The sequence below is a fragment of the Niveispirillum sp. SYP-B3756 genome (genome assembly GCF_009495745.1).
Taxonomy (GTDB): Bacteria; Pseudomonadota; Alphaproteobacteria; order Azospirillales; family Azospirillaceae; genus Niveispirillum.
Genome location: NZ_WIDQ01000003.1, coordinates 21897 through 47756, shown reverse-complemented (window position 1 = coordinate 47756; position 25860 = coordinate 21897). Strand labels below are relative to the sequence as shown.

Here is a 25860-nt window from a genome sequence, read left to right as displayed (position 1 = left end):
GCGGCCCCCGGATAAAGCACCGATTAATAACCCATCTTCAGGGCCATCCGGAAATCGCGGCCCGGCTGGGGCAGACGATCCTTCAGGAAGGAAGTGGAAAGCCGCACTTCCTCATTGGTGATATTGCGCACTTCGAACAGCATGGTCACGTCGCGGTCAGCGATCGGGTGCCAGTCGAGCGAGGCGTTGAACAGGGTATAGCCATCGGTCGGCAGTTCAAAGGCGCTGGTCTTGTTCTGGCTGTCAGCCCAGACCATCTCCACCCGGGTGGAGAAGCTGGACTGGGCATATTCCAGCCCGGTCTTGAAGGTCAGCGGCGGAATGCGCGGCAGGTCGGTCTTGGTGGTCGTATCTTCCGCCCGCACGTAATCCAGGCCGGCATCCAGGGTCACGCGCTGATCCTGCCGGCGGAACAGGTCCGCCGCCGCTTCCAGCTCAAAGCCCCAGAAGCGGGCATCGGTGGCGCTGAAGGCCGCCACGGGCACGCCATCCCGCTGCTCACCGGTGTAGCGCTCATAGATATATTTGTCGTAATCGGTCAGGAACAGGTTGGCCGACCCGGTGACGGGGCCGCCGGTCTTTTTCAGGGTCAGCTCTCCACCCAGGCCGGTTTCCTTGCCCAGCTTGCGGTCACCCAGCTCATAGGTACCGGTGGCCAGATGTGCGCCGTCGGAAAGCAGTTCTTCGGCATTCGGCGCCCGCTCGCTGCGGGACAGGCTGACGCCCGCCAGCCAGCCATCCCCCAGCTTGTAGGAGGCACCGGCCGACAGGCTGACCATGGTGAAATCACGGTCATAATTGATGCTGTCCGCCTTGATATTCTGCTGTTCCAGCCGCAGGCCACCTTCCAGCGCCCAGGGACCGAAATCCAGCCGCTGCACGGTGAAGCCGCCCACCTGCACGGTCTTGCTGGGCGGCAGGAAGGCTTCCTCCCCGATGGCCTGGAAATCACGCTGGCTGGCCTGCACACCCACCGCCCCAGACAGGGCGCCATATTGGTGCTGCACCAGTTCCAGCCGCCCTTCCCAGCCCTTGTTCAGGAACTGCGTACCGGGGGCACCATCCTCCAGCTCCGTATGTTTGTAATCGGCCCAGCCAAAGCGGACGCGGGTAGTGTCGAACACCAGGAAAGGCTGGTTCACCTCCCCCATCAGGTCCACACGGGTCTGGCCCAGATCGATCCGGACCGGGCCTTCATCCTCGCCGCCATCGTTCGAGCCGGCATCGGGGGGAACGCCATAGTTGGATTCCAGCCGGCTGACACTGGCCCCCAGAAAGCCCCAGTCGCCCACATAGGAGAGGCCACCCGTGGCCCCCTTCTGCGTCAGGCTGCTGTTGGGAACCTTGTGGCCGTCCTGCCCCTCCGCATCGGTTTGCCCCTGGGCCAGCTCTTTTGCCTGCAGGCGGTCTGATTCCAGGGCGCCGGGGAATTTATAATTGTCGGTCTGACGCCAGAACCCGTCGACATGCACCACCAGCGGGCTATCCAGCTTGGCATCCATGCCGGCCGCCAGGGAGCGTTCATGGGCATTGCTGCCGACGCCGATGCGGGCAAACCCATCCACGCCGTCCTTGGGGGCGGCGATGGGGATACGGCCATCCAGCACATTGATGACGCCGCCCACGGCGTTGCTGCCATACATCAGCGTGGCGGGGCCGCGCACCACCTCCACCCGCTTGGCCGTGGCCAGATCCAGGGCCGGCGCATGGTCTGGGCTGGTGGTGCTGGCATCGATGCTGCCGATACCGCCGGACAGGATGCGGATACGGTCGCCACCCTGGCCACGGATGATGGGGCGCGACGCGCCCTGGCCGAAGCCGGTCTGGCTCATGCCCGGCAGCTTGGCCAGCGCGGCCCCCAGCGTGGTGGAAAGCGAGCGTTCCAGCGCCTCCCCCGACAGGACGGAGGTGCCTTGGAGCACGTCAAACTGGCGGGCACCCAGGGGAGAGGCGGTGACGACGATCTCTTCCACATCATCATGGGAATGCGGGTTGGCCGCCGCGACCTGCACATCCTGCGCCATCGCCGGCAGGGCGGACGCCATCAGCCCACCCATCAGGGCCGCCGCCAGCCAAACCTTCGCCTTTTCCTCGCGCATCACGATTCTCTCAAATTACGTTATAACGTAACTTCTGATAGGCGCGGGACGATGAACGGGTCAAGTGTTGCAAATGGGTACTCTTGTCGCAGGGTCGGCAAATGGTTGGGCAAACGCCATGATACCAAGGGTCATGGGACATGCCCTTTGGAGGCCAGCGGTCGCTGGCCTGGCACTCCCATGTGCGCGCAAGCGAAGCTGCCGGGGGTAACGCCTGCGACTGAGTGTCAGCCTGGACGGTATTCATTCATTATCAAAATCTTACTGCACCCTCACCGTCACCCCGGCCTTCGCCGGGGTGACGGTGCTAAAAAACTTAAATCGCGTAATACGTTGAAAAAAGAAAACTCTCCGGACGGACTCTGAGAAAAACGAAATGCTGGAGCGTATTTACGGTCTGCGGAAATACGCTCTAATCGTGCCGGGCCTGGGTGAAGATCGCACCTTCCAGGTCGGCCCCATCCAGCTTGGCCCCGCGCAGATCAGCGCCGGTGAAATCGGTCCCGCGCGCTACAGCACCGCGTAGATCGGCATTGCGCAGGTCGGCCTGTTGCAGGTGCGCCCCGGAAAGCCGGGCCGGCCAGCGCCGGTCAGACATTTCAGCGCTCACCAACGGGGACAGGTTGGCCCCTTGCATCTGCGCACGGTTGAGATGCGCCCGTTCCAGATTGGCGCCGCGCAGGTCGGCCTGGCTTAATTCCGCCTCCCGCAGGTCGGCGCATTCCAGATCGGCCATCACCAGAACGGCATTGGACAGCAGCGCCCGCCGCGCCAGCACGAAGCCCAACCGGGCTGCCGTCAGATTGCTGCCACGCAGGTCGTGCCCGGCCAGATCGCGCCCATTGAAATCCGCCCGCAGGCCGCTGCGGCCGGCATTGGCGATCCATTCGGCATGGCGGGCCAGCAATTGCCCCACCTGTTCCCCTTCTTCGGCGGCACCGGGCAGCAGCGCACCACCCCGTCGCAAATCCGCCAACGCGCCGCTGTCCAGAATGGCGCCGCGGAAATTGGTCCCCTCAGCCAGGGCGCCGCGCAGCAGCGCGTCCGTCAGCACGGCCCCGGCGAAATCAGCTTCCTGAAGCTTGGCGTCCTGCAGGTTGGCACCTTCCAGCAACGCGCCCTTGAAGTTCGCCCCGCGCAAATCAGCACCCCGCAGATCGACATGGCGCAGATTGGCGTCGGTAAAATCCGCCTTCAGGGTGATGGCACCATTCATCTTGGCGCCGGAAAAATCGGCGGAATTGGCAATGACAGCCGCGAGATTGGCGATGCGCCCGTCAAAGGCCTGTGGCAATGGCTTACCACCGCGATAGACCGCCAGCACCGCTTCCCGCACATCGGCGTCGCGCAGCCTGGCGCGGCTGAGATCGGCACCCCGCATAGTGACGCCGCGCAGGTCCGCCTTGCTGAGGTCAGCCTGTTGCAGGTTGCACAGACGCAGATCGGCAGCGAACAGGTTGGCCCCGGTCAGCCGCGTCTTCACCAACTGTGCCTGATCGAAGCGGGAACCGGTCAGTTCGGCCGCCCGCAGATCAGCATTGGAAAGATTGACACCACGCAGATCGCAGAGCACGAAAATGGCCCGCTGTCCGCCCAGCCTGCCTTCCATCAGCTTGGTATGGCGCCGCAGCGCCTCCATCAGCTCCTCCGGAGAGGGCCGGCGCCAAGTCACCGCCTCTGCTTTTGGCTGAGCCTCTTCTGCCATGCCGCTGCATTCTCCGGGATAGGGCCCGCCGATGCGCCGATGGCGCGGAACCAGGATGCTGAAACATCCGAAGTGAATATCATGAAAGTACGGGCTTGCCGGCCTATGGTCAACGTGACGTCTGCGTCAACTGACGAACTTCCGGGCGTTGGCCACCATCGTGGAATACATGGTGCGGATGAAGTCGGTGGGGCGCAAGCGGCCGAAAGGGATATTCTCCGATGCGTATGTTACCAGCGCATCGGGCGGGGTGATCGGCACCACCTCCAGCCCGGCCTTGCGCAGCCCGTCCACCACCGCCTTGGCCTGCTTGATATAATCTTCGTTGAAGAAGCTTTTATCCGCATTCTTGATGGATTTGGCGATGATCTCCACGATCGGTTCCGACACGCGAACGCCCCCTTTTTGGTTAACAGCCACACCCCGGCATTCAGCCGGAAATACCGGCGCGGCGCAACTCCGGCCCCAGCCTTCCGGCCAGAAACAAGAAGAACATGCGGAAATCGGCGACCAGCGACCAGAGCGGATAGGTGAAGGTGGCCGGCCGGTTGTGCTCAACAGCGGCATGGGCCGCCCAGGCAAAGGCATAGCCGGCCAGCAGCGCCGCCAGCAGCAGCCTTGGGTCGAGAAACAAGATCGCTGCCGCCAGACAGGCCAGGGCCAGGGCACTGCCGATATAATGCAGGGCCCGCGTCCGCGGCCGGCTATGCTCCCGCAGATAGAACGGCCAGAACTCGGCAAAGGTGCGATATTGGCGCTGTGCCATGGTTGCATTCCTCCCGCAACATGGGCGCACGTGTCATTTTCTTGCCATGCGGGCGCCCTTTCAATAAGTCAGAATAGCGTTTGAAGCTGTCGCAATGGCAGCTTCTTTCGTCATATCCTTTCAACACCAATCATCTGAGGACCGGGAAAATGGGTTACAAGGTCGCCGTCGTTGGCGCTACGGGCAATGTCGGCCGTGAGATGCTGCAGACGCTTGCCGACCGGAACTTCCCGGTCTCTGAAGTGGTGGCCTTGGCGTCGGAACGCTCCACCGGGCAGCAGGTCTCCTTCGGCGAGGATCATGTGCTGAAGGTGCAGGATCTGGCCAAGTTCGATTTCAGCGGCACGGATTTCGTGCTGTCCTCCCCTGGTGCCAAGGTCTCGGCCCAGTTTGCGCCCAAGGCCGCCGCCGCCGGTGCCTGCGTCATCGACAATACCAGCCATTTCCGCATGGACCCGGACGTGCCGCTGGTGGTGCCGGAGGTGAACCCGCACCATCTGGCCGGCTGGCGCAAGAAGGGCATCATCGCCAACCCCAACTGCTCCACCATCCAGATGGTGGTGGCGCTGAAGCCGCTGCATGATTTGGCCAAGATCAAGCGCGTCGTCGTGTCGACATACCAGTCGGTTTCCGGCGGCGGCAAGGAAGCGATGGACGAGCTGTTCACCCAGACCCGCGCCATCTATGTCAACGATCCGGTGGAAAAGAAGAAGTTCACCAAGCAGATCGCCTTCAACGTCATCCCGCATATCGATACGTTCATGGATGACGGCATGACGAAGGAAGAATGGAAGATGGTGGTGGAGACGAAGAAGATTCTCGACCCCTCCATCAAGGTCACCGCCACCGCCGTGCGCGTGCCGGTGTTCATCGGCCATTCGGAAGCGATCAATATCGAATTCGAAAATCCGATCACCGCTGATGAGGCCCGCCGCGCCCTGCGCGCCGCCCCCGGCATTTCCATTGTCGATCACCGCCTGGATGAAGGCTATGTCACCCCGGTGGAAGTGGCCGGTGAAGACAATGTCTTCATCAGCCGCATCCGGGAGGATTCCACAGTGGAAAATGGCCTGAACATCTGGGTTGTGGCCGACAATCTGCGGAAGGGTGCCGCCCTGAACGCCGTGCAGATTGCCGAGGTGATGATCCGCGACGGCCATATCGGCCCGGCCGACTGATCGGGCTTTTAAAGCCCACCAAAAAAGCCCCGGAGGGTTCGCTCTCCGGGGCTTTTTTGTGCCGATTGAGGGATGTTCACGCCCCGCGCTTGGGCGCCCATTCTGTCAGGAACGCCTTGATCTTGGCGCTGTCATGGCCCTTGCCCTGCTCCTTGGGCAGTTCCAGCAGGGACGTATCCTGGCTCTGCAGCAACTTGCCATTGCTGTCCAGCACATAGAGGTGCGGATATCCCGCCGCCTTGGGATAGTGCGACAGGAAGGCTTCGTTCTGGTTCACCTTCTTGTCGTAATGCACCTTCAGCACCACGAAATTGGTGTCGCGCAACTGGCGCAGCTCGGCCTCCTGCTCGAACTTGGCGTCCAGCAGCTTGCACCAGATGCACCAGTCGCCGCCGACATCGATCAGCACCCGCTTATTTTCCGCTTTGGCCGCCGCCAGCGCCTGCTTCAGGTCGGCCGCCGGGTCGCGCGCGGGATCGAAGCTGTGCGACCAGACGGGGGCCGCGCCATGGGCACCGTCCTGCGCCAGGGCGGGCGTGGTGGACAGCAGGGCGAAAGCCAGCGGGGCAGCCAGAAGAAGACGGGACAGGCGCATCATCACATCCTGGTTGAGAGCAAGATAAGGCGGAGAGAATGATCAACCCTTCAGGCTGACCGTCAGATCGCAGGTGCTGGAGCCCAGGCCCCGGTTGAAGAAACGGATCACCATGCCGCCGGCATCCCGCACCGTCAGCGTCTCCGTCTGTCCTGCCCCCAGCGACAATTGGCGGCCGGTGGCCGCCAGCGTACTTTCGGAGATGGAATATTCCAGGGTACAGCGCTTGTTGCCATCATTCTGGAAGACGACGTCGCCCGGCCCCGGAATCTTGAATTCGAAGCTTTTGCCCTTGGCGAAATCCACCTTGCCCTGGCAGGGCGTATCGCGCTGCACCTCGCACCCAAACTCCCCCTGCGGCTGGCTGTTGCGCACCGCCGCCGGCTGGGCCTGAGCGGCAAGGGGAAGCGACAGCAGCACCACGACAAGGCCGGACAGCGGCAAAGGACGGATGAAGGGCATGGAAAAACTCCTGGTCCCGCGAATGATCCCTGGAATAGACCGGCCGGCGCGGGCACGGCAAGGCCCCGTGGTGATTAACACGCAGGCCCCGAACCTTTTCAGTCTATCCGCACCGGGGTAAAATAGTCCGACGGCCGGACCAGTTCATCCTGAGCGGCGACGATCTGCAGCTCCCGCTGTCCGCTCTGCATCGTGCGCCGGAACACGGCATAGATGGCGGAGGCCGCATGGCCCAGCGCGGCGGCGCCATCGCCGCCGCTTTCCAGGAACTTGGCCAGGAACAAGGCCGCCACACAATCCCCCGCCCCGTTGGGCAGCGGGTCCAGCGCCAGCCTTGGGGTGGAGACCAGATAGGCGCCGTCCGGCCCGTCCAGCAGCATTTCAATCCGGTCGTCCGGTGCATCCAGCCGGGTCAGGCTGGTCACCATCACCCAGCGCGGCCCCAAGGCCCGCGCGGCACGGGTGGCAGCCAGCGCGGAGGCCAGATCGCCCACCTTCAGCCCCGTCAGATATTCCAGCTCAAACTGGTTGGGGGTGATGATGTCGGCCAGGGCCAGTGCCTGATCGCGGAAGAATTCCGGAATGCCGGGACGGACGAAGAAGCCCCGCCCCACATCGCCCATCACCGGATCACAGCAATAAACGGCCGCCGGGTTGCCCTGCTTCACCCGCTTGACCCCCGCCAGCACCACCTCCCCCAGCGCCGCATCGCCCAGATAACCGGTCAGGGCCGCCGCTGCCCCATCCAAGGCGCCGCGGGTTTCAATCCCCCGTAACACATCGGCGATATGCTCAGGCGGGAAGACCATGCCGGTCCAGGCACCATAGCCGGTATGATTGGAAAACTGCACCGTATTGACGGCAATGGCATCAAAGCCCAGCCGTTCCAGGGGGAAAACCGCCGCCCGGTTGCCAACATGGCCAAAGGCGACATGGGACTGGATGGTCAGAATGGTCTTCATCGGGGCATCCGGGGCCGTGGCAGCACCTATCAGCTACGCCCAACCGGCGGCCCACGGCAATCGGAAATCGCGGGACGGGGATGATGGATTGGCTGTGCTCCCAATCACTTCAAAATTTCCCGAAAAACGCAAGCAATAAGGTCTTATCTTCGTGTTATGCCGTCACATAGTCTTTCGGCTACCAACCCTTCCCCTGAGTGCCACCCCATGCGCAGCATCAAAGACGCAAAAATTAGAACGCGAGTATTGATCGGTTTCGCCACCGTCCTGGCCTTGATGACCCTGCTGACGGGCATCGGTATGAAGAAAGTGGCACTGATTGATGAGGGGCTGACCCAGATCAACGAGGTGAACGGCGTCAAGCAGCGCTATGCCATCAATTTTCGCGGCAGCGTGCATGACCGCGCCATCGCGCTGCGGGACGTGGTGCTGGTGAAGCCTGACCTGCTGGAAATCGTGGTGGCGGAAATCCGCCGTCTGGAAGGCTTCTATACGGAAGCCGCCCGCAACATGGACACGCTGTTCACCAATAACCCGGATGATATCCGGCCGGAAGAGCGCACCATCCTGGCCCGGATCAAGCAGATCGAAGCCGAGACCCTGCCCCTGATCAACAAGGTAATTGACCTGCGTAAGGCGGGAGATATCGCCGCCGCCCAGGAATTGATCCTGTCCGATATCCGGCCGCGGATGAATGATTGGTTGAAGACCATCAACCAGTTCATCGATTTCCAGGAAAAAGAAAGCAGCCTGATCGGTGCGGATACCCGCGCCCAAGCCAGCGGCTTCTCCACCCTGATGCTGATCGTTGCCGGTATCTGTCTGCTGATCGGCGGGGCCTTCGCCTGGTGGACCGTGCAGTCCATTCTGCCCTTGCGCGCCTTGACCGACTCCATGCTGCGGCTGGCCAATGGCGATCTGAAGACACAGATCCCGGTCGCCACGGCACAGAACGAGGTGGGGGAAATCACCGGCGCCGTGGAAGTGTTCAAGCGCAATGCCATTGAGGCCGACCGGCTGCGCCGCGAACGGGCGGAAAATGAGGAACAGGCCCGCAAGGCCCGCAAGGCGGAGATGGAAGCCCTGGCCCAGCGTTTTGAAAACGACGTTCAGGCCGTGGTGACCGCCGTGGGCAGTTCCGCCACCCAGATCGGGCAGGCCGCCGATGCTCTGCGCTCCAACGCCGTCGCCAATCAGAAGCGCATTGACGTCACCCAGCAATCCACCAGCCTTGCCAATGAGGAAGTGGAATCGGTGGCCACCGCCGCCGAGCAGCTGGCCGCCTCCATCCGTGAAATCAGCCGCCAGATCAGCGACAGCGGCACCCGCACCCGCCGTGCCGCTGAACAGGCCATCCTGACCAATGGTATTGTTGATGGCTTGGCGGAAAAGGCCCAGCGCATCGGGGAGGTGCTGGACCTGATCGCCGAAATTGCCAGCCAGACCAATCTGCTGGCGCTCAACGCCACCATTGAGGCGGCACGCGCCGGGGAAGCTGGCAAGGGCTTTGCCGTCGTGGCGTCAGAGGTGAAGAATCTGGCCGGTCAGACAGAGCGCGCCACCGGCGACATTGCCCAGCGCATCACCGAAATCCGCACCGCCACTGAACAGGCCGTTACCGCCATCAAGGAGATCAGCCGCACGGTGGCGGAGGTGGACGAAATCGGCGGCTCCATCGCCGTTGCCGTAGAACAGCAGAATGCCGCCACGGCGGAAATCGCCCGCAGTGCCCAGAACGCGGCAGAGGGCATGACCACCGTGTCTGAAACCGTGGCCGATGTCCGCCAGGGGGCCGTACAGGCGGGTGAAGCCGCCGCCCAGCTGACCGGTGCCTCTGGCCAATTGTCCGAACGGGCCGGCGCGCTGGCCACCCAGGTGGACCGCTTCCTGGCGTCGGTACGCAGCGCCTGATAACAAGGGGCATGTTCCATGCCCCTTGAAGGCCGGCAACTGCCGGCTTGGCACGCCCATGTGCGCGTAAGCCAAGCTGCCGGAGGCAGCGCCCGGCGCGTGAGGGAGCATACGAATCCCAGCGCTGCGCGGTTTTGCCTGAAGGGGCGGGATGGACGTTGGCGGCCAGCTTGGCTAGGCTGGCGTCCATCCCGCCCCTTCTGCTTTTCAGGACATGCGACCATGACCAGCCGTCCCCGCCGCTCCGCCCTTTATATGCCCGGCGCCAATCCCCGCGCGCTGGAAAAGGCCCGGACCTTGGGGGCGGACGTGCTGCTGCTGGATCTGGAAGACTCGGTGGCCCCCGACGCCAAGGAACAGGCCCGCGCCCAGGTGGGGACCGCCATTGCCGCCGGTGGTTACGGGCACCGGGAACTGGTGATCCGCAGCAACGGGCTGGATACGCCCTGGGGCCATACCGATCTTGTGGCCGCCGCCACCAGCGGGGCCGATGCGGTGCTGATCCCCAAGGTAGACAGTGCGGAGGGGGTGCGCATGGCCGATCGCGTGCTGCGTGCTTCCGGCGCGCCAGACAGTCTGCGCCTGTGGGTGATGATGGAAACCCCGCGCGCCATGCTGGCTGCCGCCGATATTGCTGGCGCCTGCCCCCGCCTGGAATGTCTGGTAATGGGCACCTCTGACCTGACCAAGGATCTGGGCGCGCTGAACACGCAAGACCGGCTGCCGATGATCACCAGCCTGGGCCTGACCCTGCTGGCCGCCCGCGCCTTTGGACTGGCCGTGCTGGATGGGGTGCATGTCGATCTGGAGGATGAAGCCGGCTTTGCCGCCGCCTGCCGCCAGGGCCGCGAACTGGGCTTTGACGGCAAAACCCTGATCCATCCCAAGCAGTTGGCCGCCGCCAACAGCGCCTTTGCCCCCACGGCCGACGAAATGGCCCGCGCCCGCCGTATCATCGCCGCCCATGCCGAGGCGGTGGCGGCGGGCAAGGGTGTCACCCTGGTGGATGGCAAGCTGGTGGAAGCCCTGCATGTGGAAACCGCCCGTCGCACCGTCGCCATGGGCGAGGCGGTAGCGGCGCGCGGCTAAATACCAACGGTCATAATTCATGACCGTTGGTACGGCGGCGACCGCCGCCGCGCCGCTCGGTAGCGGCGTAGCCAAGCCAGCGGATGCTGGCGCCGGCGATTCAGGATTTCATGCCGCTGGTACACCCCCTCAGCCCTTGCGGTAATAGCGATAATTATACAGCGGGGTGAAGCCCAGCCGGCGATACAGCGACAATGCCGGCTGGTTGCCGACCCCCACCTGTAGATAGGCTTCGGCGGCCCCCTGCCCCGCCGCCTCGGCATAAAGCGCGCGAATCAAGCGGCCGGCATGGCCCTGGCCGCGCGCCTGCGGCTGGGTGGCGATCTTGTAGAGCCCCACCCAGCCCCGGTCGATCACTCCAAGACCGGCGGCCACCGGCCGCCCGTCGCTCCACAGCGTCAGATAGCGGGTGGATGCGGCAATGCCGGCCAGAATAGCCCGCAGCGCCGGCATCTCCGCTTCCGCCACCGGGACCATGCTGCGATAGGCTGACAGCCATGCGTCATCAGCATTGTTCTGTATGCGAACAGAGGGGTCAGGAGCGCAGCCGGCGGGTATTTCCGCTACCATCACATGGCTTTCATCATCGGCCAAATAGCCTTTATCCACCATTGCGGCAGTAAAACCGGGTGGGCAAAGCGGGGTTTCACGGAAGGTCGGCCGCAACCCACGGCGGCGATACTCCCGTTCCACCAGGGGGATAAGATCGTTCTGAATCTCCTGCTGCGGCGCCACGGCATTGGTAGAATTGGCCCTTCCCGTATGGCCTGCGGCGAACCGCAGCACCCAGCCGGCATGGTGCAACTGTTGCGGCGCCGGCCAGGCGGAAAGGCAAAGATCTTCCAGCGATTGTATCCGGCCGATATCCATTTCCATAATAGGCGGCTTCCTTGACAGACTATTTGCGAACTATTCGCAACTTAAGCAATCATCTTACAATAAAGCTGATCAAACCTGCACCGCATCGCACCAAAATAGGGGGTGGGGAGCGTTGACGCAGGCAAGGCTTCGGCGTAATTGAACCCCCAGCATTTCTTGTGACAATTCCCGCTGCCGGTTTTCGATCCGGCGGGTGTCGTCGCCGGCAGGCGCGACACGGATGCATCCCGGTTCAGCACCTAAGGACGCCTGAGAGATGACCGATACGCCTGCGGCCAAGCGGCAACGCCCGCTGTCCCCCCACCTTCAGGTCTACCGGCTACCCCTGCCGGCGTTGACCTCCATTACCCACCGCATCACCGGCATCGGCCTGTGCGTCGGCACCTTGCTGCTGGTCTGGTGGCTGGTTGCTGCTGCCGCTGGGCCGGAAGCCTACGCCACGGCAGCAGGCTTCATTGCCTCGCCCATCGGGTTGATCCTGATGTTCGGCTGGTCGGCCGCCCTCTGGTACCATTTCTTCAATGGGCTGCGCCATCTGGCCTGGGATTTCAGCGCCAAGATGCTGTCCCTGCAACAATCCTACAGCAGCGCGAACCTGGTGATCGGCGCCTCCATCGGTGCGACGATCGTGACCTGGGTTCTGGTCTTCGCGCTCTGATCCGGGGGAAGAGAGATATGGCCAATCCCACCAATAGCTTCCGCACCCCCCTCGGCCGCGCGCGCGGTCTGGGTTCCGCCAAGCTCGGCGCCCAGCACTGGCTGGCCTACCGCGTGGCTTCCGCCGGTCTGGCTGTGCTGACCGTGCTGTTCGTCATCCTGGTCCTGAGCCTGATCGGTGCCTCTTACGAAGAAGTGGTCGCCACTTTCAAGAAGCCCTGCCCGGTCATCCTGACCATCCTGTTCCTGGGTGCGACATTCCATCATGCCGCCTACGGTTTGCAGGAAGTCTTCGAGGACTATCTCCATGGCAAGCTGAGCAAGCTGGTCGCCATCGGCCTGACCAAGGCGGCGGCGCTGGTTTTGTTCCTGCTCGCCTCTTTCGCCGTCCTCAAGATCGCTTTCGGAGCCTGATAACATGGCGACCGCCTACAAGATCATCGATCACGAATATGACGTCGTCGTCGTCGGCGCCGGTGGCGCCGGCCTGCGCGCCACTTTCGGCATGGCCGAAAAGGGCCTGAAGACGGCCTGTATCACCAAGGTGTTCCCCACCCGCTCCCACACCGTGGCAGCGCAGGGCGGCATCTCGGCAGCGCTGGGCAATATGGGCCCGGACGACTGGCGCTACCACATGTACGACACCGTGAAGGGGTCGGACTGGCTGGGCGACCAGGACGCCATCGAGTACATGGTGCGCGAGGCCATCCCCGCCATCATTGAGCTGGAGCACCAGGGCGTGCCGTTCAGCCGCACGGCGGAAGGCAAGATCTACCAGCGCGCCTTCGGCGGCATGACCACCGAATATGGCAAGGGTCAGGCTTACCGTACCTGCGCCGCCGCTGACCGTACAGGCCACGCCATGCTGCATACGCTGTATCAGCAGAGCCTGCGCCACCATGCGGAATTCTTCGTAGAATATTTCGCCCTCGACCTGATCATGGACGAGGAAGGTGCCTGCCGCGGCGTGCTGGCCTGGAACCTGGATGACGGTACGATCCACCGCTTCCGTGGTCACCAGACCGTGCTGGCCACCGGTGGCTATGGCCGCGCCTATTTCTCCGCCACCTCGGCCCATACCTGCACCGGTGACGGCGGCGGCATGGTGCTGCGTGCCGGCTTGCCCTTGCAGGATATGGAATTCGTGCAGTTCCACCCCACCGGTATCTACGGCTCCGGCTGTCTGATCACCGAGGGTGTGCGCGGTGAAGGCGGTTACCTGACCAACGCCGAAGGTGAGCGCTTCATGGAGCGCTATGCCCCCTCGGCCAAGGATCTCGCCAGCCGTGACGTGGTCAGCCGCTCCATGACCATCGAAATCCGCGAAGGCCGTGGCGTCGGTGAGCATAAGGACCACATCCACCTGCATCTGGAACATCTGGCACCGGAAGTCATCCATTCCCGCCTGCCGGGCATCGCCGAAAGTGCGCGTATCTTCGCTGGCGTGGACGTGACCAAGGAACCGATCCCGGTGCTGCCGACCGTGCATTACAATATGGGCGGCATTCCCACCAATTATCATGGTCAGGTGATCCGCCCGACCGCCGACAACCCGGACCAGACCGTGCCGGGCCTGATGGCGATCGGTGAGGCCGCCTGTGTTTCCGTGCATGGAGCCAATCGTCTCGGCTCCAACTCCTTGCTCGATCTGGTGGTGTTCGGTCGCGCTGCCGCCATCAAGGCCAGCCAGATCGTGGAAAAGGGTGCTCCGCACAAGACCCTGGCCAAGGACAATGCCGATAAGGCGCTGGACCGGCTGGACAAGGCGCGCAACGCCAAGGGTGGCACCCGCGTTGCCCATCTGCGCCTGGAAATGCAGCGGATCATGCAAAATAACTGCGCCGTCTTCCGCACCGGTGAGGTGCTGGACGAAGGCGTGGAGAAAATGAAGGCCGTGTGGGCCAAACGCCCGGACGTGGCTGTCAGCGATCGTTCGCTGGTGTGGAACAGCGATCTGGTGGAAGCGCTGGAACTGGACAATCTGATGTACCAGGCCGTCGCCACCATCAATTCCGCCGCCAACCGCACCGAATCCCGTGGCGCCCACGCCCGTGAGGATTACAGCGAACGCGATGACGTCAACTGGATGAAGCACACGACCGTGTGGGTGAACGAAACGGGCAAGCCGACCATCAGCGACCGCCCCGTCCACCTCTACACCTTGACCAATGAGGTTGAGGTGTTCCCGCCGAAGAAGCGCGTGTACTGATCCCGCGACGTTTGAGAAGGCCTTCGACCCATGGCTGAATTTTCCCTCCCCGCCAATTCCAAGGTCAAGCCCGGCAAGACGGTTCGCTCTGCCGGTCCTGACGCCAAGCGCACGCGCAAGTTCCGCATCTATCGCTACGATCCGGACTCGGGCGAGAACCCGCGTGAGGATACGTATGAGATCGATCTGGATAAGTGCGGGCCGATGATCCTGGACGCGCTGATCCACATCAAGAACGATGTGGACAGCACGTTGACCTTCCGCCGCTCCTGCCGTGAAGGCATCTGCGGTTCCTGCGCCATGAATATTGACGGGCGCAACACGCTGGCCTGCCTGAAGGCGATCGACGATGTGAAGGGCGACGTCAAGATCTACCCGCTGCCGCACCAGCCGGTGGTGAAGGATCTGGTGCCGGACCTGAACCAGAACTATGCCCAGCTCGCCTCGATCAAGCCCTGGCTGCAGACGCAGACGACGGCCCCCTCACGCGAACGGCTGCAAAGCCCGGAAGAGCGTGAGAAGCTGGATGGTCTGTATGAGTGCATCCTCTGCTTCTGCTGCACCACCTCCTGCCCCAGCTATTGGTGGAATGGCGACCGTTACCTGGGCCCGGCGGTTCTGCTGCAGGCCTATCGCTTCATCGCCGACAGCCGCGATGAAATGACCGGTGAACGTCTGGATGCGCTGGAAGACCCGTTCCGTCTCTATCGCTGCCATACGATCATGAACTGCACCCAGACCTGCCCCAAGGGCCTGAACCCCGCCAAGGCCATCGCCGAAATCAAGAAGATGATGGCCGAACGCGCCGCGTAAGGCCCAATAGCAGGTATAAATACCCAGAAGCCGCCGGGGGAATGCTCCTCCGGCGGCTTTTTTCTGTCCGGCTGATCTCAGCCCGGCCCCGCCTGGGTCAGGATGCCATCGACGATGGTACAGCGCAGCGCCCGACGCTGTGGCGCTTCGAAACTGTCCTTGCGACTGGCCATTGTGAACGGCTGATGCACTGTCTGGGTGCCGCCATTGCTGGTCAGTTCCGGCAAATCAAAGGCGATGCGATAGCGATCACCATAGGATCGGTCAACCTCCCGCCGGCAGATATCGGTCGCGGTACGGGGGTTCCGAAAATTCCCATGCTCGTTTTCCCCGTCATTTACATTAATCGAACAGCCCGCCAAAAAGCTGGTCGATGCGGCTGCCAACAAGATAACCGTAGATATCTGAACAATGCGCGCCATCTACATCCCCATCACTATATGATGGATGATTATCACCCACGATCACTGAGATAAGCAATCGCTGTTACAGACTGTGGATAAAACGAATCCACATAGAAAATATCCGTTTATTTTGTAAACCCTTCATTACTGACCCGTTTCTGTGAAGCGTAGAATGCACGCTCAGGTGCCATGCTGGATGTCGACAGCCATCGCTTACATTATCAGCAGGGGGCCATACCATATGACCTATACCCCCCATCAAAAGGCATAAGCGAAATGATCGCTATCCCTAACAATGGTTGATAAGACAACAGTTATTCGACTAAAGTGATCAAAATTTGCTGTTTGTGCAGAATCTTCATCGTTCCTCTGGCTGGGAGGGCCGGTTCATGCCAAAGCCAGGCACACCCAAGGGTGCCTCTATTTCCGCCGACGAGCGCTTTCGTCTGGTGGTGGAAGCAGCGCCGAACGCCATGGTGTTAATTGATCAAGGTGGTTTGATCTCCATGGTCAATGCCGCCACGGAACGCCTGTTCGGCTATCAACGGGCAGAGCTGTTGGGTCAACCCGTGGAGATGCTGGTCCCGGAAAGTCACCGCGGCCATCATGCCGGCCTGCGCGAAGGTTTTTTCCGAAATGCCCAGAGTTCCCGCCCCATGGGGGCGGGACGCGACCTGTTTGCACGGCATAAGGATGGCAGTCAGATTCCGGTGGAAATCGGGCTGAACCCCATCCAGACCGACAAGGGCCTGATGGTTCTTTCAGCCATTGTCGATATCTCCGACCGGGCACAGAAGCTGCAACGCCTGAACGAGACGTTACAGGCGCGCACCCAGGAACTCGAAGCTGTGAACCACGAATTGGAGGCCTTTGCCTATTCCGTATCCCACGACCTGCGGGCCCCACTCCGCAGCATGGACGGGTTCAGCCTGGCGTTGCTGGAGGATTATTCGGATCGGCTGGATGACACCGGCAAAGACTACCTGACCCGTATCCGCCGTGGGGCGGTTCGCATGGCGCAATTGATCGACGATCTGCTGAAGCTTTCACGGGTGACACGTGCGGGCATCGCGCCACAGCCGACAGACCTCTCCGCTCTGGCACAGGAAGTTGTGACCGAATTGCGACAGCTTGATCCCCGGCGTCAGGTGGCCGTGAGTATTGCCCCCCATCTGCAGGCTATTGCCGATCCGCACCTGATCCGAGTCGTTCTGGACAATCTGCTGGGCAATGCCTGGAAGTTCACGAACCGGCGCGCCGATGCCGCAATCGGCTTTCGTGCCGGCAGCATTGACAATCGCCCAGGGTTCCAGGTTTTCGACAATGGTGTTGGGTTTGACATGGCTTACGCCCATAAGTTGTTCGCACCGTTTCAGCGTCTGCACACCGCCAGCGAATTTGAAGGTACCGGCATCGGCTTAGCCACAGTCGCCCGCATCATCCGCCGCCATGGCGGCGAAATCCGTATCGATTCAATGCCCAATGGCGGCACCACCATTTCATTTACGCTGCAAGCCAGGGAGAGCACCGATGTCTGAAGGCCGGGTGTTGATCGTCGAAGACGACCCCGATGATGAGGCGCTGATCCTGCGTGCGTTGCGTTCAGCCCACCTCGCCAATCCCATCGACATTGCCCATGACGGGGTCGAAGCATTAGCCTATTGTTTAGGAGAAAATGGCAATCCCCCATCCAGGCCGTCCCCGATTGTCGTCTTGCTGGATCTGAAACTGCCGAAGATTGATGGTCTGGAGGTATTGCGACAGCTACGAGCGGCGGATCTGACGCGTTACACACCCGTGGTGATCCTCACCTCTTCCGATGAACAGGAGGACATCATCCGATCTTATGAATTGGGCGTTAGTTCCTATGTTCGCAAACCCGTGGAATTTCAGCAATTCACGGCGGCCGTGACCCAGCTCGGTCTTTATTGGACCTTGATCAACCAACCACCGCAGAGGTCAGTTCGATGACTGGACACAGTCCCGTTCGGCTCTTGCTCGTTGAAGATAACGAACTTGATGCGGCGTGGCTGATTGACAATTTGCGCCGTGGTGGCCTGGATATTGCCGTCACGCATGTTGATAACCGCATGGATATTGCCGTTGCGTTGTCCCGACAGGCTTGGGATATCGTGCTGTGCGATTACTCGATGCCATCACTGTCACCCGTTGATGTCATCGCCATGATTCACGGGCACGACCCCGACCTGCCGCTGATTGTGGTGACGGGCACCATCGGCGAAGAATCTGCTGTGGCCCTGATGCAGGCCGGTGCCGCCGATCTGGTGCTGAAAGAGCGCATTGCCCGGCTGCGCCCCGCCATCGAACGCGAACTGGCCGCATCCGCCACCCGTCGGAGGACGTATATTATTGAGGCGGCGCGCCGCCAGGCGGATAATTTACTGCGGGCCATCGCCGCCAACATCCCCGGCATGATCTTCCGGCGCTATATGTCGGTGGAAGGTACAGTGACGTACACCTTCATGCAGAAGGACATACTGGCCGATTTCATTGATACGGGCGGATTGGTGGATCCCACCAATCAGATGCTGGTCACTGCCTCCGGTGCGGCGATGCTTCGCTCGATCCATCCGCACGACCGGCAGCGCTACCGCGACGCAATGCACCGTTCAGCAACCTGCCTGGAACCCATGACCGTGGAGTTCCAGTTGATCACACCTTCCAGTCCCACAAAATGGCTGCGCTCCCAGTCGCAGCCGGAGAGGCTGGCCGATGGATCGATACAATGGGACGGGATAGCGCTCGACGTGACCGAGTTGAAGGCAGCGGAAAGCGTGCGGGACCATCTGGCCTATTTTGACCCGGTCACCGGACTGCCCAACCGCACCCAACTGACACGGCTGTTAACCGATGCCTTGGCGTCAACGCCAGAGGGACAGCGTGTGGCGCTGTTCTGCCTCAGCTTGGAATCCTTCACCGATCTTCAGGATGGCTGGGGCTTGGCCGCCACGGACACATTGTTGCGGCAGGTGGCGGAACGATTGGGTCGTCTATCGCTGCCGCAAGAGGTGCTGGCGCGGCTGGAAAGCGGTTATTTTTGTTTCCTGCTACCCAACGCCCCCGCGGACCTTACCCCCAGATTGCGTGAACTACAGGGTGCATTCGACACGCCATACACGGTGGATGGTGTGCAGTTGCGCCGCCGCGCCCTCGTTGGTGTCAGCCTCTATCCAACCGACGCCAGTGATCCGCTGGAAATGCTGCAACATGCCAGTACGGCGTTGCATCAGGTCAAGACCGGTGGGGTGCCCTTCCGGCTCTATGTCCCGGAAATGACACAGCGTGTGTTGGAACGCCAGTGGCTGCAATCTGAATTGAGCGTGGCACTGGGGCAAGGGGACATAACGCTATTCTTTCAGCCGATGGTGCATCCGGTGGACTACCGTATCATTGGTGCAGAGGCGCTGGTCCGCTGGCACCATCGTTCCCGTGGGTTAATTTCGCCGGTCGATTTTGTTCCTGCGGCAGAACAGGGGGGCCAGATCGTTGAATTGGGCTATGAGGTGCTGCGCATTGCCTTGAAACAGGCTGCCGCTTGGCGCGCTGCGGGGCTGTGCGACTTCCCCTTGTCGGTGAATGTATCAGGCATCCAACTGATGCGGCCGGACTTCAGCACCCTGGTGCTGGACCTTCTAAACCAACATTCCCTGCCGGCGGCGGCGTTGAAGCTGGAACTGACGGAAAGTACCATCATTCGTGACGAGGAGGTCGTGTTACGCAACATCACCGATCTCGCCGAACGGGGAGTATCATTCTCGCTTGATGATTTTGGCATGGAACATTCAGTGTTCAGCCGGCTATCGGAACTACCCATCGACACAGTGAAGGTCGACAAGTTCTTCATCAGCCAGATGACCCAGAACGATGCCCAGGCTGCCCTGGTTCAGGCGATCGTCGTCATGGCCCATGCCATGCGAAAGCAGGTGGTGGCGGAAGGCGTGGAGACGCAGGAGGAATTGATCTATTTGCGCGCCTATCAATGCGACGCCCTGCAAGGATACTTGTTCAGTCGTCCAGTCCCGGCGGCGGAGATGGAGGCTCTGTTACAGCAAAGGCACTTAGGGCGAGCCTCCCCATAAAGTCAAATGCCGTCCCCGACATGGCGAACAGCGCACCGTGTGTGGGGGCTTTCCCATATCCTCAAAGCCCCGCCATTTCACCCCAGCTAATGGCACCAGATTCATACAGGGATCAGGGGGCCGGCGTCTTCACATCAGAATCCTGTTTCTGGTGCTTCATGATCACCGGAACCTGCAACATGCTGAACAGGATCGAAATCGGCATGATGCCGAACACCTTGAAGTTGACCCACGTATCGGTATCGAAGCTGCGCCAGACAATCTCGTTCGCCACGGCCAGAAACAGAAAGAACCAGGCCCAGCGGACGGTCAGGATGCGCCAGCCTTCCTCTTTCAACTCCAGGGCCGCCCCAAGCACCACCTTCAACAGGTTCCGCTTCAGGAACAGACCGACGAACAGGGTAACTGATAGCAACAGATTGACCACAGTGGGTTTGATCTTGATGAACAGATCATTATCCAGCCACAGGGTCAGGCCGCCGAAAACCAGCACGAAGACGCAGCCGACCAGCGGCATCACTGGCAGCCTTCGTTCCAGCAGCCAGTTGACGATCAGCGCCACCGTGATGGCAGCCATGAAAACGCCAGTGCCGACCATCAGGCCGGCCTTGGCATTGAACAGGAAGAACAGGCCCAGCGGCCCGGCTTCCAGCAAAAGGCGAAGCAGGGGATTCATGAGGCCATGCATTTACAGGCTGCTGCGACAGCTTGCCAGCCTGCTCTTGTGCCGATGTGGAGAAAGTTCGCTTTCCCCCGGCGCGCGGGCAGGGTAAATGCGGGGTATCCCAATGACCCCAGCGGGGGAGACAGCGCATGATCCGCGCCTACCGCACGATCGACGGCCGCAATGAAGCAATGGATGGAATGCCATCCACCGAGATATTGCGTCATGCCTGCTGGGTTGACCTGAACGCGCCTGGCCCGGCCGAACGCCAGTTGGTGGAACAGACCTTCGGCATGGAGCTGCCGACGCGCGAAGAAATGCGTGAGATCGAACTGTCCAGCCGGGTTTATCGGGACGAGGGCGGCGCCTTCATGACAGCCACCGTGCTCTGCCGCGCCGACGCACCGGTGCCGGAGACGATGGATATTACCTTCGTCCTGACCGGCAATACACTGATCACCCTGCGCTTTGACGATCCCAAGCCCTTCTACGGTTTTCACCACCAGATCAGCCGGCAGGGGCTGAAGTTGGAAAACGGCCCCTCCACCCTGCTGTATCTGCTGGATGCCATTCTGGACCGCATCGCCGACGTGCTGGAAGGGGCCGGCCGTGATGTCAACGCCGTGGCACGTGAACTGCTGATTGAAGGACACCAGGGTGCCTTGGGTTCCGACATGCAGCATCAGTTGCTGAAACGGATCGCCCGCGCCCATGACCTGACGGCCAAGGCGCGGGAGAGTCTGGTGACGCTGACCCGTATCATTGCCTTTGGCGGCACGGTAAAGGAAATCGCCGCCGACAAGGGATTGCGGGCCCGGCTGAAAACACTGGGCCAGGACGCCCAGTCGCTGGCCGATTATACCGCCTTCCTGTCCAGCAATATCGCCTTTCAGCTGGATGCGTTGCTGGGCGTGGTGGGGATCGAACAGAATAACATCGTCAAGATTTTCTCAGTAGCCGCTGTGGTCTTCCTGCCGCCCACGCTGGTGGCCAGCATCTATGGCATGAACTTTCACCATATGCCGGAGCTGGATTGGCCCTATGGCTATCCGCTGGCCCTGATCTTGATGGTGGTCTCCGTCATCGTCCCCTATCTTTTCTTCAAAAGTCGCGGCTGGCTGTAGCCCCTGCCCCCCCTGACACGGTTTCTTCCAGCGCGCCGGACAGCTGTCCAGAGGGCGTATAAGAGCCTCCATTCGTCCGATCTGCAACGCAACGGCTAGACCGATCGGGCGATGGCACAAGTGGAATGGAAATCCCCGCGCAAAGCCGCAAAATGTCCTGGCTTTTTAAATGGCCTGAGCCGTTGGCTTGCCGGCCCCCTTCTGGGACGTCATCATGGACGCGCATTCCCGTCAGCTCCTCTATCACCTGCCCTATCTGCGCCGATACGCCCGGGCATTGACCGCCGACGCGGTGCGGGGGGACGATCTGGTGGCCGAAGCGCTGCCCATCGCGCTCGCCGATCCGGCGACATTCGGCCTGGAGACGCCCAGCCGGCTGAAACTCTATGGGCTGTTGAACGGGCTCTGCGACGCCGATGCGCCTCAGCCGGCCGCGCTTGACGGGCGCCACCCGATGGAAATGGCCCTGTCCGGCCTGCCGGAACTGGAACGCCGCCTGTTCCTGCTGGTCAGCCTGGAGGAGTTGACCGTGACCGAGGCGGGTGCCGTCCTGGGGCTGGATGCGGAAGCCGCGCAGGCCGCCATGACCCGCGCCCAGAGCGGGCTGGGCAGCGCGCTGACCGCCCGCATCATGATCGTGGAAGATGATGCCATCATCGCCTTTGACCTGGAGGAGACGGTGCAGCGCATGGGCCATATCGTCTGCGGCACCGCCGCCAACACCCAGATGGCCCTGACCACGGCGGCAGAACAGCAGCCGACGCTCGCCTTGATGGATCTGCGGCTGGCCGGCGGCGACAGTGGCATCACCACCGCCCAGATTCTGCGACGCCAGAGTGCCCTGCCCATCATCTTCGTCACCGCCTTTGGGGATGAGCTGAGTCGGCGGGGGCTGGACCATCTGGGTCCGGTGATCCGTAAGCCGTTCAGCCGAAATGACATTGAACGCGCCATCACCCAGGCGGTTTTCACCCCCAGCGGGGAGTTCCGCAGCAACGCCCTGGCCAGGGCAGCGGCAAAATCCGCCTGATCGCCTGGCCGCCTGTTGAGGCAGTGCAACAGAAAGGACCGACAAAGGGATGATGAACAGGTTTCTGTTGCGCAACGATTCCGAGGGGTCCAAAGATAGGCCCAGCTGGAAGGCTCGCGCAGGCGCGGGCCGGATGATGGTCTGATCGATGAATCGTCGGGATTTGCTTCGTTTTGCCCTGGCTGTGCCGGCCCTTGCCCCGTTCATCTCCGTGACCGTGCGGGCGGGTGCGGCGTCGCCGCAGGACGGCACGCGTGCACCGGGCAAGCGGCCGCGGGGGCCGCGCCTATTGATGATCGATCCCGGTCATGGCGGTCACGATCCCGGCGCCGTCGGGGTGCATGGCACCTATGAAAAGGACGTGGTGCTTGACATCGCCAAGGAGGTCACCCGGCTGGTTGGCCGCAATGGCGGCATCAATGTCAAGCTGACGCGGGAAGACGATAGTTTCATCGACCTGCGGGAGCGGATGGAACTGGGCCGTCGCGCCGGTGCCGACCTGTTCCTTTCCATCCATGCTGACAGCGCCCCTAACCGTAAGGCACGTGGCCTTTCCGCCTATACCCTGTCGGAGAAGGCCAGCGATGATTTCGCCGCCGCCATCGCCAAGCAGGAGAATTTTGCCGGCGGGCTGGGGGTGGATGTCAGCGATCTGGATAAGAACGTCGCCGCCATCCTGGTCGATCTCGCCGCCCGCCATACGCGCACGGCCGCACTGCACGCCAAGCAAACCATCGTGACCGGTGCCGGCAAGGATATCCAGCTGCTGGAAAATCCCATGCGGGCGGCGAATTTCGCCGTGCTGAAGGCGCCGGATGTGCCCTCCCTGCTGATTGAGACGGGTTTTCTGTCCAATGCCCAGGATGAAAAATTGCTGCGTGACCCGGCGGCGCGCAAACGCATTGCCGGCATCCTGGCGCGGGAACTGACCAGGGTGATGACAGCCTCACCCTTTGCATAAACCGGGTGCGACAGGACCGGTTAACCCGGCCTGCAGCCCGCGAATGACCATATTTCACCCGTAAGATGCCGACCGTGATTGACAGAAACACAAGCAACGGCCGGCAGGAGGCAGAAACAATGTTGATCGGGCGCCTGTTGGCGCAGATGGGTGGAAAGGTGGCAGACACCACCGCCCCTTCCCTTTCCCGGCGGTTCTCCCGCACCGTGGCGCTGGCAGGTCTGGCGGCAACACTGGTGCTGGCCGGCTGCGCCTCCGGCGGCGGTTCCGGCAAGACCGGCCCTGCCGACCCGGTGCTGGCCCATGCGGTGGAGGCCCAATGGGCCACCGTCAACGGCCTGAATGACCGGCTGGATGTGACGGTGCGCGATGGCCGCGCCCTGTTGACCGGCCGTGCCGCCACCGCCGATGAACGGGTGGAGGCGGTGCGTCTGGCCTGGCAGGTCAATGGCGTGAAGGAAGTGATCAACGAGATCGGCATCGGTGACGAGTCGAGCCTGTCCGACAAGGCGACCGACGCCTGGATCACCGCACAGCTGCGCACCAAGCTGCTGACCGACAGCGACATCACATCGGGTAATTACACGATCGAAACGATCAATCAGACCATTCATCTGATGGGCCGCGCCCGCTCGCAGGTGGAACTGGACCGTGTGCGTGAATATGCCCGCAATATCGCTCGGGTCCGCCAGGTGGTGAGCCATGTCGTTGTGCCTTACTGAAAGCTGGGCATTGCCGGCCCTGCGGCCGGTGACGGGCCGGGGCGGTATGCTTGCCGTCTGGTCGGCCGTGCGCGCGCCCTTCTGGCTGGTGGCACTGGCCCTGCTGTCGCTGCTGCTGTTGCTGGCCCCGGCGGCGCGGGCGCAGGCCGACCAGAATGCGGCGGCCAACCGCCAGTTCGTGCTGGCGATGCAGGCCATCCAGCACGCCGACCAGACCTATAATGCCGAGGAGCAAACCACACTGCTGCTGGAGGCGGATCGGCTGCTGACCGATATCATCACCCGCCTGCCCGAAAGTGCGCTGGCGGTGCAGCTGGTGACCAACCAGTTCATCGGTGATTTCGATTATGCCCAGTTCAAGACCAAGCTGCGCAGCCTGGTCTGCAGCGACCCGAAATCCAGCCGCTGCCTGCTGCACCGGATTGAGGGGCTGATTCCGCCGGTGGAATATCCCATCGCCACCCCGCGCTGGGACTGGCTGTCCTTCGCGGTGGCGAGTTACCACATCGGCGACAAAGAACGGGTGCGCCCCATCGTGGCACCCTTTCTCCAGGCCATGCGCAATGGCAGTGCCTCCAGCGATATCAGCCAGGATCTGTTTGTCGGCCGCACCCTGGCTTTGACGGGGGAGATCGATCTGGCCCTGCTGATCACACGGGGTTTCGCCGATTGCTCCACCCGCATCTATAACCTGTCCGACATTGTGGAATCGCTGGTCTGGGAGGGCAATATGAGCACCGCCACCCAGGTGGCGGAAGAGGCGGTGGAGTTCGCCCGTACCCAAGGTTGCGCCTGGGAACTGGGGCTGGTCGCCCAGTCCCTGTTGCGGGTGGGGCTGGAGGCGCGGGCGCGCACCCTGTTCCTGAACACAGTGGAAGAACAGTTCAGCCGTTTCAAGGACAAGCGGGGCAATTGCTGTCCGCCGGAGCTGGCGGTGGCCGCCGGCGATCTGGGCGATGCCAATCTGGCCCTGGGCCTGTTGCGCACCGTGCAGGAAGAAAGCCCCTGGGTGATCCCGCAGGTGTTGGGCAAGCTGGAGGCGCGGGGCGAAAAGGCCCTGACCCTGACCTATGCTGACCAGTTGCAGGATATGGACCTGAAGGCAGAAACCTATGTCGAACTGATCAGCGGTGCGCTGCGCGCTAAGGATCGCAGCCAGGCCGATCTGTTGTCCGCCCGGCTGGACAAGGTGGTCAATGATATGCGCAGCCCCGTGGTGCTGGTGCAGCGGGCGCGGGCCGACAAGCTGATGTATAGCGATCAGCGCTGGCGCGGCAGTTTCCAGACTGCACTCAGCGAGGCAGAGCGTGGAGCCGGGCAACGGCGCGATCTGGCCGTGCCTTTCCTGGCCGCCCTGGTGCAGATCGAAACCGGCCGACCGATGCTGGAATAATGCCAATCTGCATTGGTCGTGACCGATCCAGGCAGATTTTGCGTTCCCTCAGGCGTAAGCCAAGGGTTAAACCCCCAGCAAATTGGTATATCAGCGCCCTGCCCCCATACGGGCTTCCAACGAGGTGGGCAGCGCTC

At 62.1% G+C, this 25860-nt stretch carries 25 protein-coding genes; 15 read left to right on the top strand and 10 right to left on the bottom strand.

Going from position 1 to position 25860, the window contains the following annotated elements:
- Positions 1-23 precede the first annotated feature (23 nt).
- From GE253_RS07260 to GE253_RS07245, 4 genes are all read right to left on the bottom strand, one after another.
- Positions 24-2099: a TonB-dependent receptor gene (locus GE253_RS07260; protein ID WP_153203482.1), complete on the bottom strand. Its 2076-nt coding sequence runs from the start codon at positions 2097-2099 to the stop codon at positions 24-26.
- Between the two features lie 412 nt (positions 2100-2511).
- A complete protein-coding gene (locus GE253_RS07255) occupies positions 2512-3804 on the bottom strand; it encodes a pentapeptide repeat-containing protein (protein WP_153203481.1) in 1293 nt (430 codons plus the stop codon).
- 126 nt (positions 3805-3930) lie between these two features.
- Positions 3931-4194 (bottom strand): hypothetical protein, encoded by a 264-nt coding sequence (locus GE253_RS07250; protein WP_089286702.1) that lies wholly within the window; start codon positions 4192-4194, stop codon positions 3931-3933.
- A 40-nt stretch (positions 4195-4234) separates the two neighbouring features.
- Positions 4235-4570 carry a DUF962 domain-containing protein gene (locus GE253_RS07245; RefSeq protein ID WP_153203480.1) on the bottom strand — a complete coding sequence of 112 codons (336 nt, stop codon included), beginning with the start codon at positions 4568-4570 and terminating at the stop codon, positions 4235-4237.
- A 149-nt stretch (positions 4571-4719) separates the two neighbouring features.
- On the opposite strand from GE253_RS07245, the gene GE253_RS07240 reads away from it, so the two are divergent.
- On the top strand, positions 4720-5748 hold the full coding sequence (locus GE253_RS07240; RefSeq protein WP_153203479.1) for an aspartate-semialdehyde dehydrogenase: 1029 nt from the start codon (positions 4720-4722) through the stop codon (positions 5746-5748).
- Between the two features lie 76 nt (positions 5749-5824).
- Here GE253_RS07240 and GE253_RS07235 read toward each other — a convergent pair whose 3' ends face one another.
- From GE253_RS07235 to pdxY, 3 genes are all read right to left on the bottom strand, one after another.
- Positions 5825-6346: a thioredoxin family protein gene (locus GE253_RS07235; protein ID WP_153203478.1), complete on the bottom strand. Its 522-nt coding sequence runs from the start codon at positions 6344-6346 to the stop codon at positions 5825-5827.
- A gap of 39 nt (positions 6347-6385) precedes the next feature.
- Positions 6386-6805, bottom strand: coding sequence for a hypothetical protein (locus tag GE253_RS07230; protein WP_153203477.1), 420 nt, complete (start codon positions 6803-6805; stop codon positions 6386-6388).
- A gap of 98 nt (positions 6806-6903) precedes the next feature.
- Entirely contained in the window at positions 6904-7767 is an 864-nt protein-coding gene (gene pdxY, locus GE253_RS07225; RefSeq protein WP_153203476.1) for a pyridoxal kinase PdxY, read from the bottom strand.
- Positions 7768-7923: 156 nt separating this feature from the next.
- On the opposite strand from pdxY, the gene GE253_RS07220 reads away from it, so the two are divergent.
- A complete protein-coding gene (locus GE253_RS07220) occupies positions 7924-9678 on the top strand; it encodes a methyl-accepting chemotaxis protein (protein ID WP_348770788.1) in 1755 nt (584 codons plus the stop codon).
- Positions 9679-9900: 222 nt separating this feature from the next.
- Complete coding sequence (locus GE253_RS07215) at positions 9901-10767, top strand: CoA ester lyase (protein WP_153203474.1); 867 nt, start codon at positions 9901-9903, stop codon at positions 10765-10767.
- A gap of 129 nt (positions 10768-10896) precedes the next feature.
- Here the strand turns inward: GE253_RS07215 and GE253_RS07210 are convergent, their stop codons facing one another.
- Positions 10897-11643, bottom strand: coding sequence for a GNAT family N-acetyltransferase (locus GE253_RS07210; RefSeq protein ID WP_153203473.1), 747 nt, complete (start codon positions 11641-11643; stop codon positions 10897-10899).
- Between the two features lie 259 nt (positions 11644-11902).
- Here GE253_RS07210 and sdhC point away from each other — a divergent pair, with 259 nt between their 5' ends.
- The 4 genes from sdhC to GE253_RS07190 are packed head-to-tail and all read left to right on the top strand — an operon-like array spanning position 11903 to position 15325.
- A complete protein-coding gene (sdhC, locus tag GE253_RS07205) occupies positions 11903-12304 on the top strand; it encodes a succinate dehydrogenase, cytochrome b556 subunit (protein ID WP_153203472.1) in 402 nt (133 codons plus the stop codon).
- A gap of 17 nt (positions 12305-12321) precedes the next feature.
- Positions 12322-12717 (top strand): succinate dehydrogenase, hydrophobic membrane anchor protein, encoded by a 396-nt coding sequence (gene sdhD, locus GE253_RS07200; protein ID WP_153203471.1) that lies wholly within the window; start codon positions 12322-12324, stop codon positions 12715-12717.
- A 4-nt stretch (positions 12718-12721) separates the two neighbouring features.
- Positions 12722-14512, top strand: coding sequence for a succinate dehydrogenase flavoprotein subunit (sdhA, locus tag GE253_RS07195; RefSeq protein WP_153203470.1), 1791 nt, complete (start codon positions 12722-12724; stop codon positions 14510-14512).
- A 30-nt stretch (positions 14513-14542) separates the two neighbouring features.
- Positions 14543-15325: a succinate dehydrogenase iron-sulfur subunit gene (locus GE253_RS07190; protein ID WP_153203469.1), complete on the top strand. Its 783-nt coding sequence runs from the start codon at positions 14543-14545 to the stop codon at positions 15323-15325.
- Positions 15326-15402: 77 nt separating this feature from the next.
- Here GE253_RS07190 and GE253_RS07185 read toward each other — a convergent pair whose 3' ends face one another.
- Positions 15403-15747, bottom strand: coding sequence for a hypothetical protein (locus tag GE253_RS07185; protein ID WP_153203468.1), 345 nt, complete (start codon positions 15745-15747; stop codon positions 15403-15405).
- A 371-nt stretch (positions 15748-16118) separates the two neighbouring features.
- Here GE253_RS07185 and GE253_RS07180 point away from each other — a divergent pair, with 371 nt between their 5' ends.
- The 3 genes from GE253_RS07180 to GE253_RS07170 are packed head-to-tail and all read left to right on the top strand — an operon-like array spanning position 16119 to position 19829.
- Positions 16119-17267 (top strand): PAS domain-containing sensor histidine kinase, encoded by a 1149-nt coding sequence (locus tag GE253_RS07180; protein ID WP_153203467.1) that lies wholly within the window; start codon positions 16119-16121, stop codon positions 17265-17267.
- Positions 17260-17700: a response regulator gene (locus GE253_RS07175; RefSeq protein WP_153203466.1), complete on the top strand. Its 441-nt coding sequence runs from the start codon at positions 17260-17262 to the stop codon at positions 17698-17700. The genes GE253_RS07180 and GE253_RS07175 overlap by 8 nt, the downstream gene beginning before the upstream one ends.
- Complete coding sequence (locus GE253_RS07170; RefSeq protein WP_153203465.1) at positions 17697-19829, top strand: GGDEF domain-containing response regulator; 2133 nt, start codon at positions 17697-17699, stop codon at positions 19827-19829. The genes GE253_RS07175 and GE253_RS07170 overlap by 4 nt, the downstream gene beginning before the upstream one ends.
- Before the next feature lie 112 nt (positions 19830-19941).
- Here GE253_RS07170 and GE253_RS07165 read toward each other — a convergent pair whose 3' ends face one another.
- Positions 19942-20505 (bottom strand): septation protein A, encoded by a 564-nt coding sequence (locus GE253_RS07165; protein WP_153203464.1) that lies wholly within the window; start codon positions 20503-20505, stop codon positions 19942-19944.
- A 137-nt stretch (positions 20506-20642) separates the two neighbouring features.
- Here GE253_RS07165 and GE253_RS07160 point away from each other — a divergent pair, with 137 nt between their 5' ends.
- The 5 genes from GE253_RS07160 (at position 20643) to GE253_RS07140 (ending at position 25723) form a co-directional block, all read left to right on the top strand.
- Positions 20643-21617, top strand: a complete 975-nt coding sequence (locus GE253_RS07160; protein WP_153203463.1) for a magnesium transporter CorA family protein — start codon at positions 20643-20645, stop codon at positions 21615-21617.
- Between the two features lie 214 nt (positions 21618-21831).
- Positions 21832-22647, top strand: a complete 816-nt coding sequence (locus GE253_RS07155) for a response regulator (RefSeq protein ID WP_153203462.1) — start codon at positions 21832-21834, stop codon at positions 22645-22647.
- 148 nt (positions 22648-22795) lie between these two features.
- Positions 22796-23608 (top strand): N-acetylmuramoyl-L-alanine amidase, encoded by an 813-nt coding sequence (locus GE253_RS07150; RefSeq protein ID WP_153203461.1) that lies wholly within the window; start codon positions 22796-22798, stop codon positions 23606-23608.
- Positions 23609-23727: 119 nt separating this feature from the next.
- Positions 23728-24330, top strand: a complete 603-nt coding sequence (locus tag GE253_RS07145) for a BON domain-containing protein (RefSeq protein WP_173012541.1) — start codon at positions 23728-23730, stop codon at positions 24328-24330.
- Positions 24311-25723 carry a hypothetical protein gene (locus tag GE253_RS07140; protein ID WP_247878537.1) on the top strand — a complete coding sequence of 471 codons (1413 nt, stop codon included), beginning with the start codon at positions 24311-24313 and terminating at the stop codon, positions 25721-25723. The genes GE253_RS07145 and GE253_RS07140 overlap by 20 nt, the downstream gene beginning before the upstream one ends.
- The last annotated feature ends 137 nt before the right edge of the window (positions 25724-25860 follow it).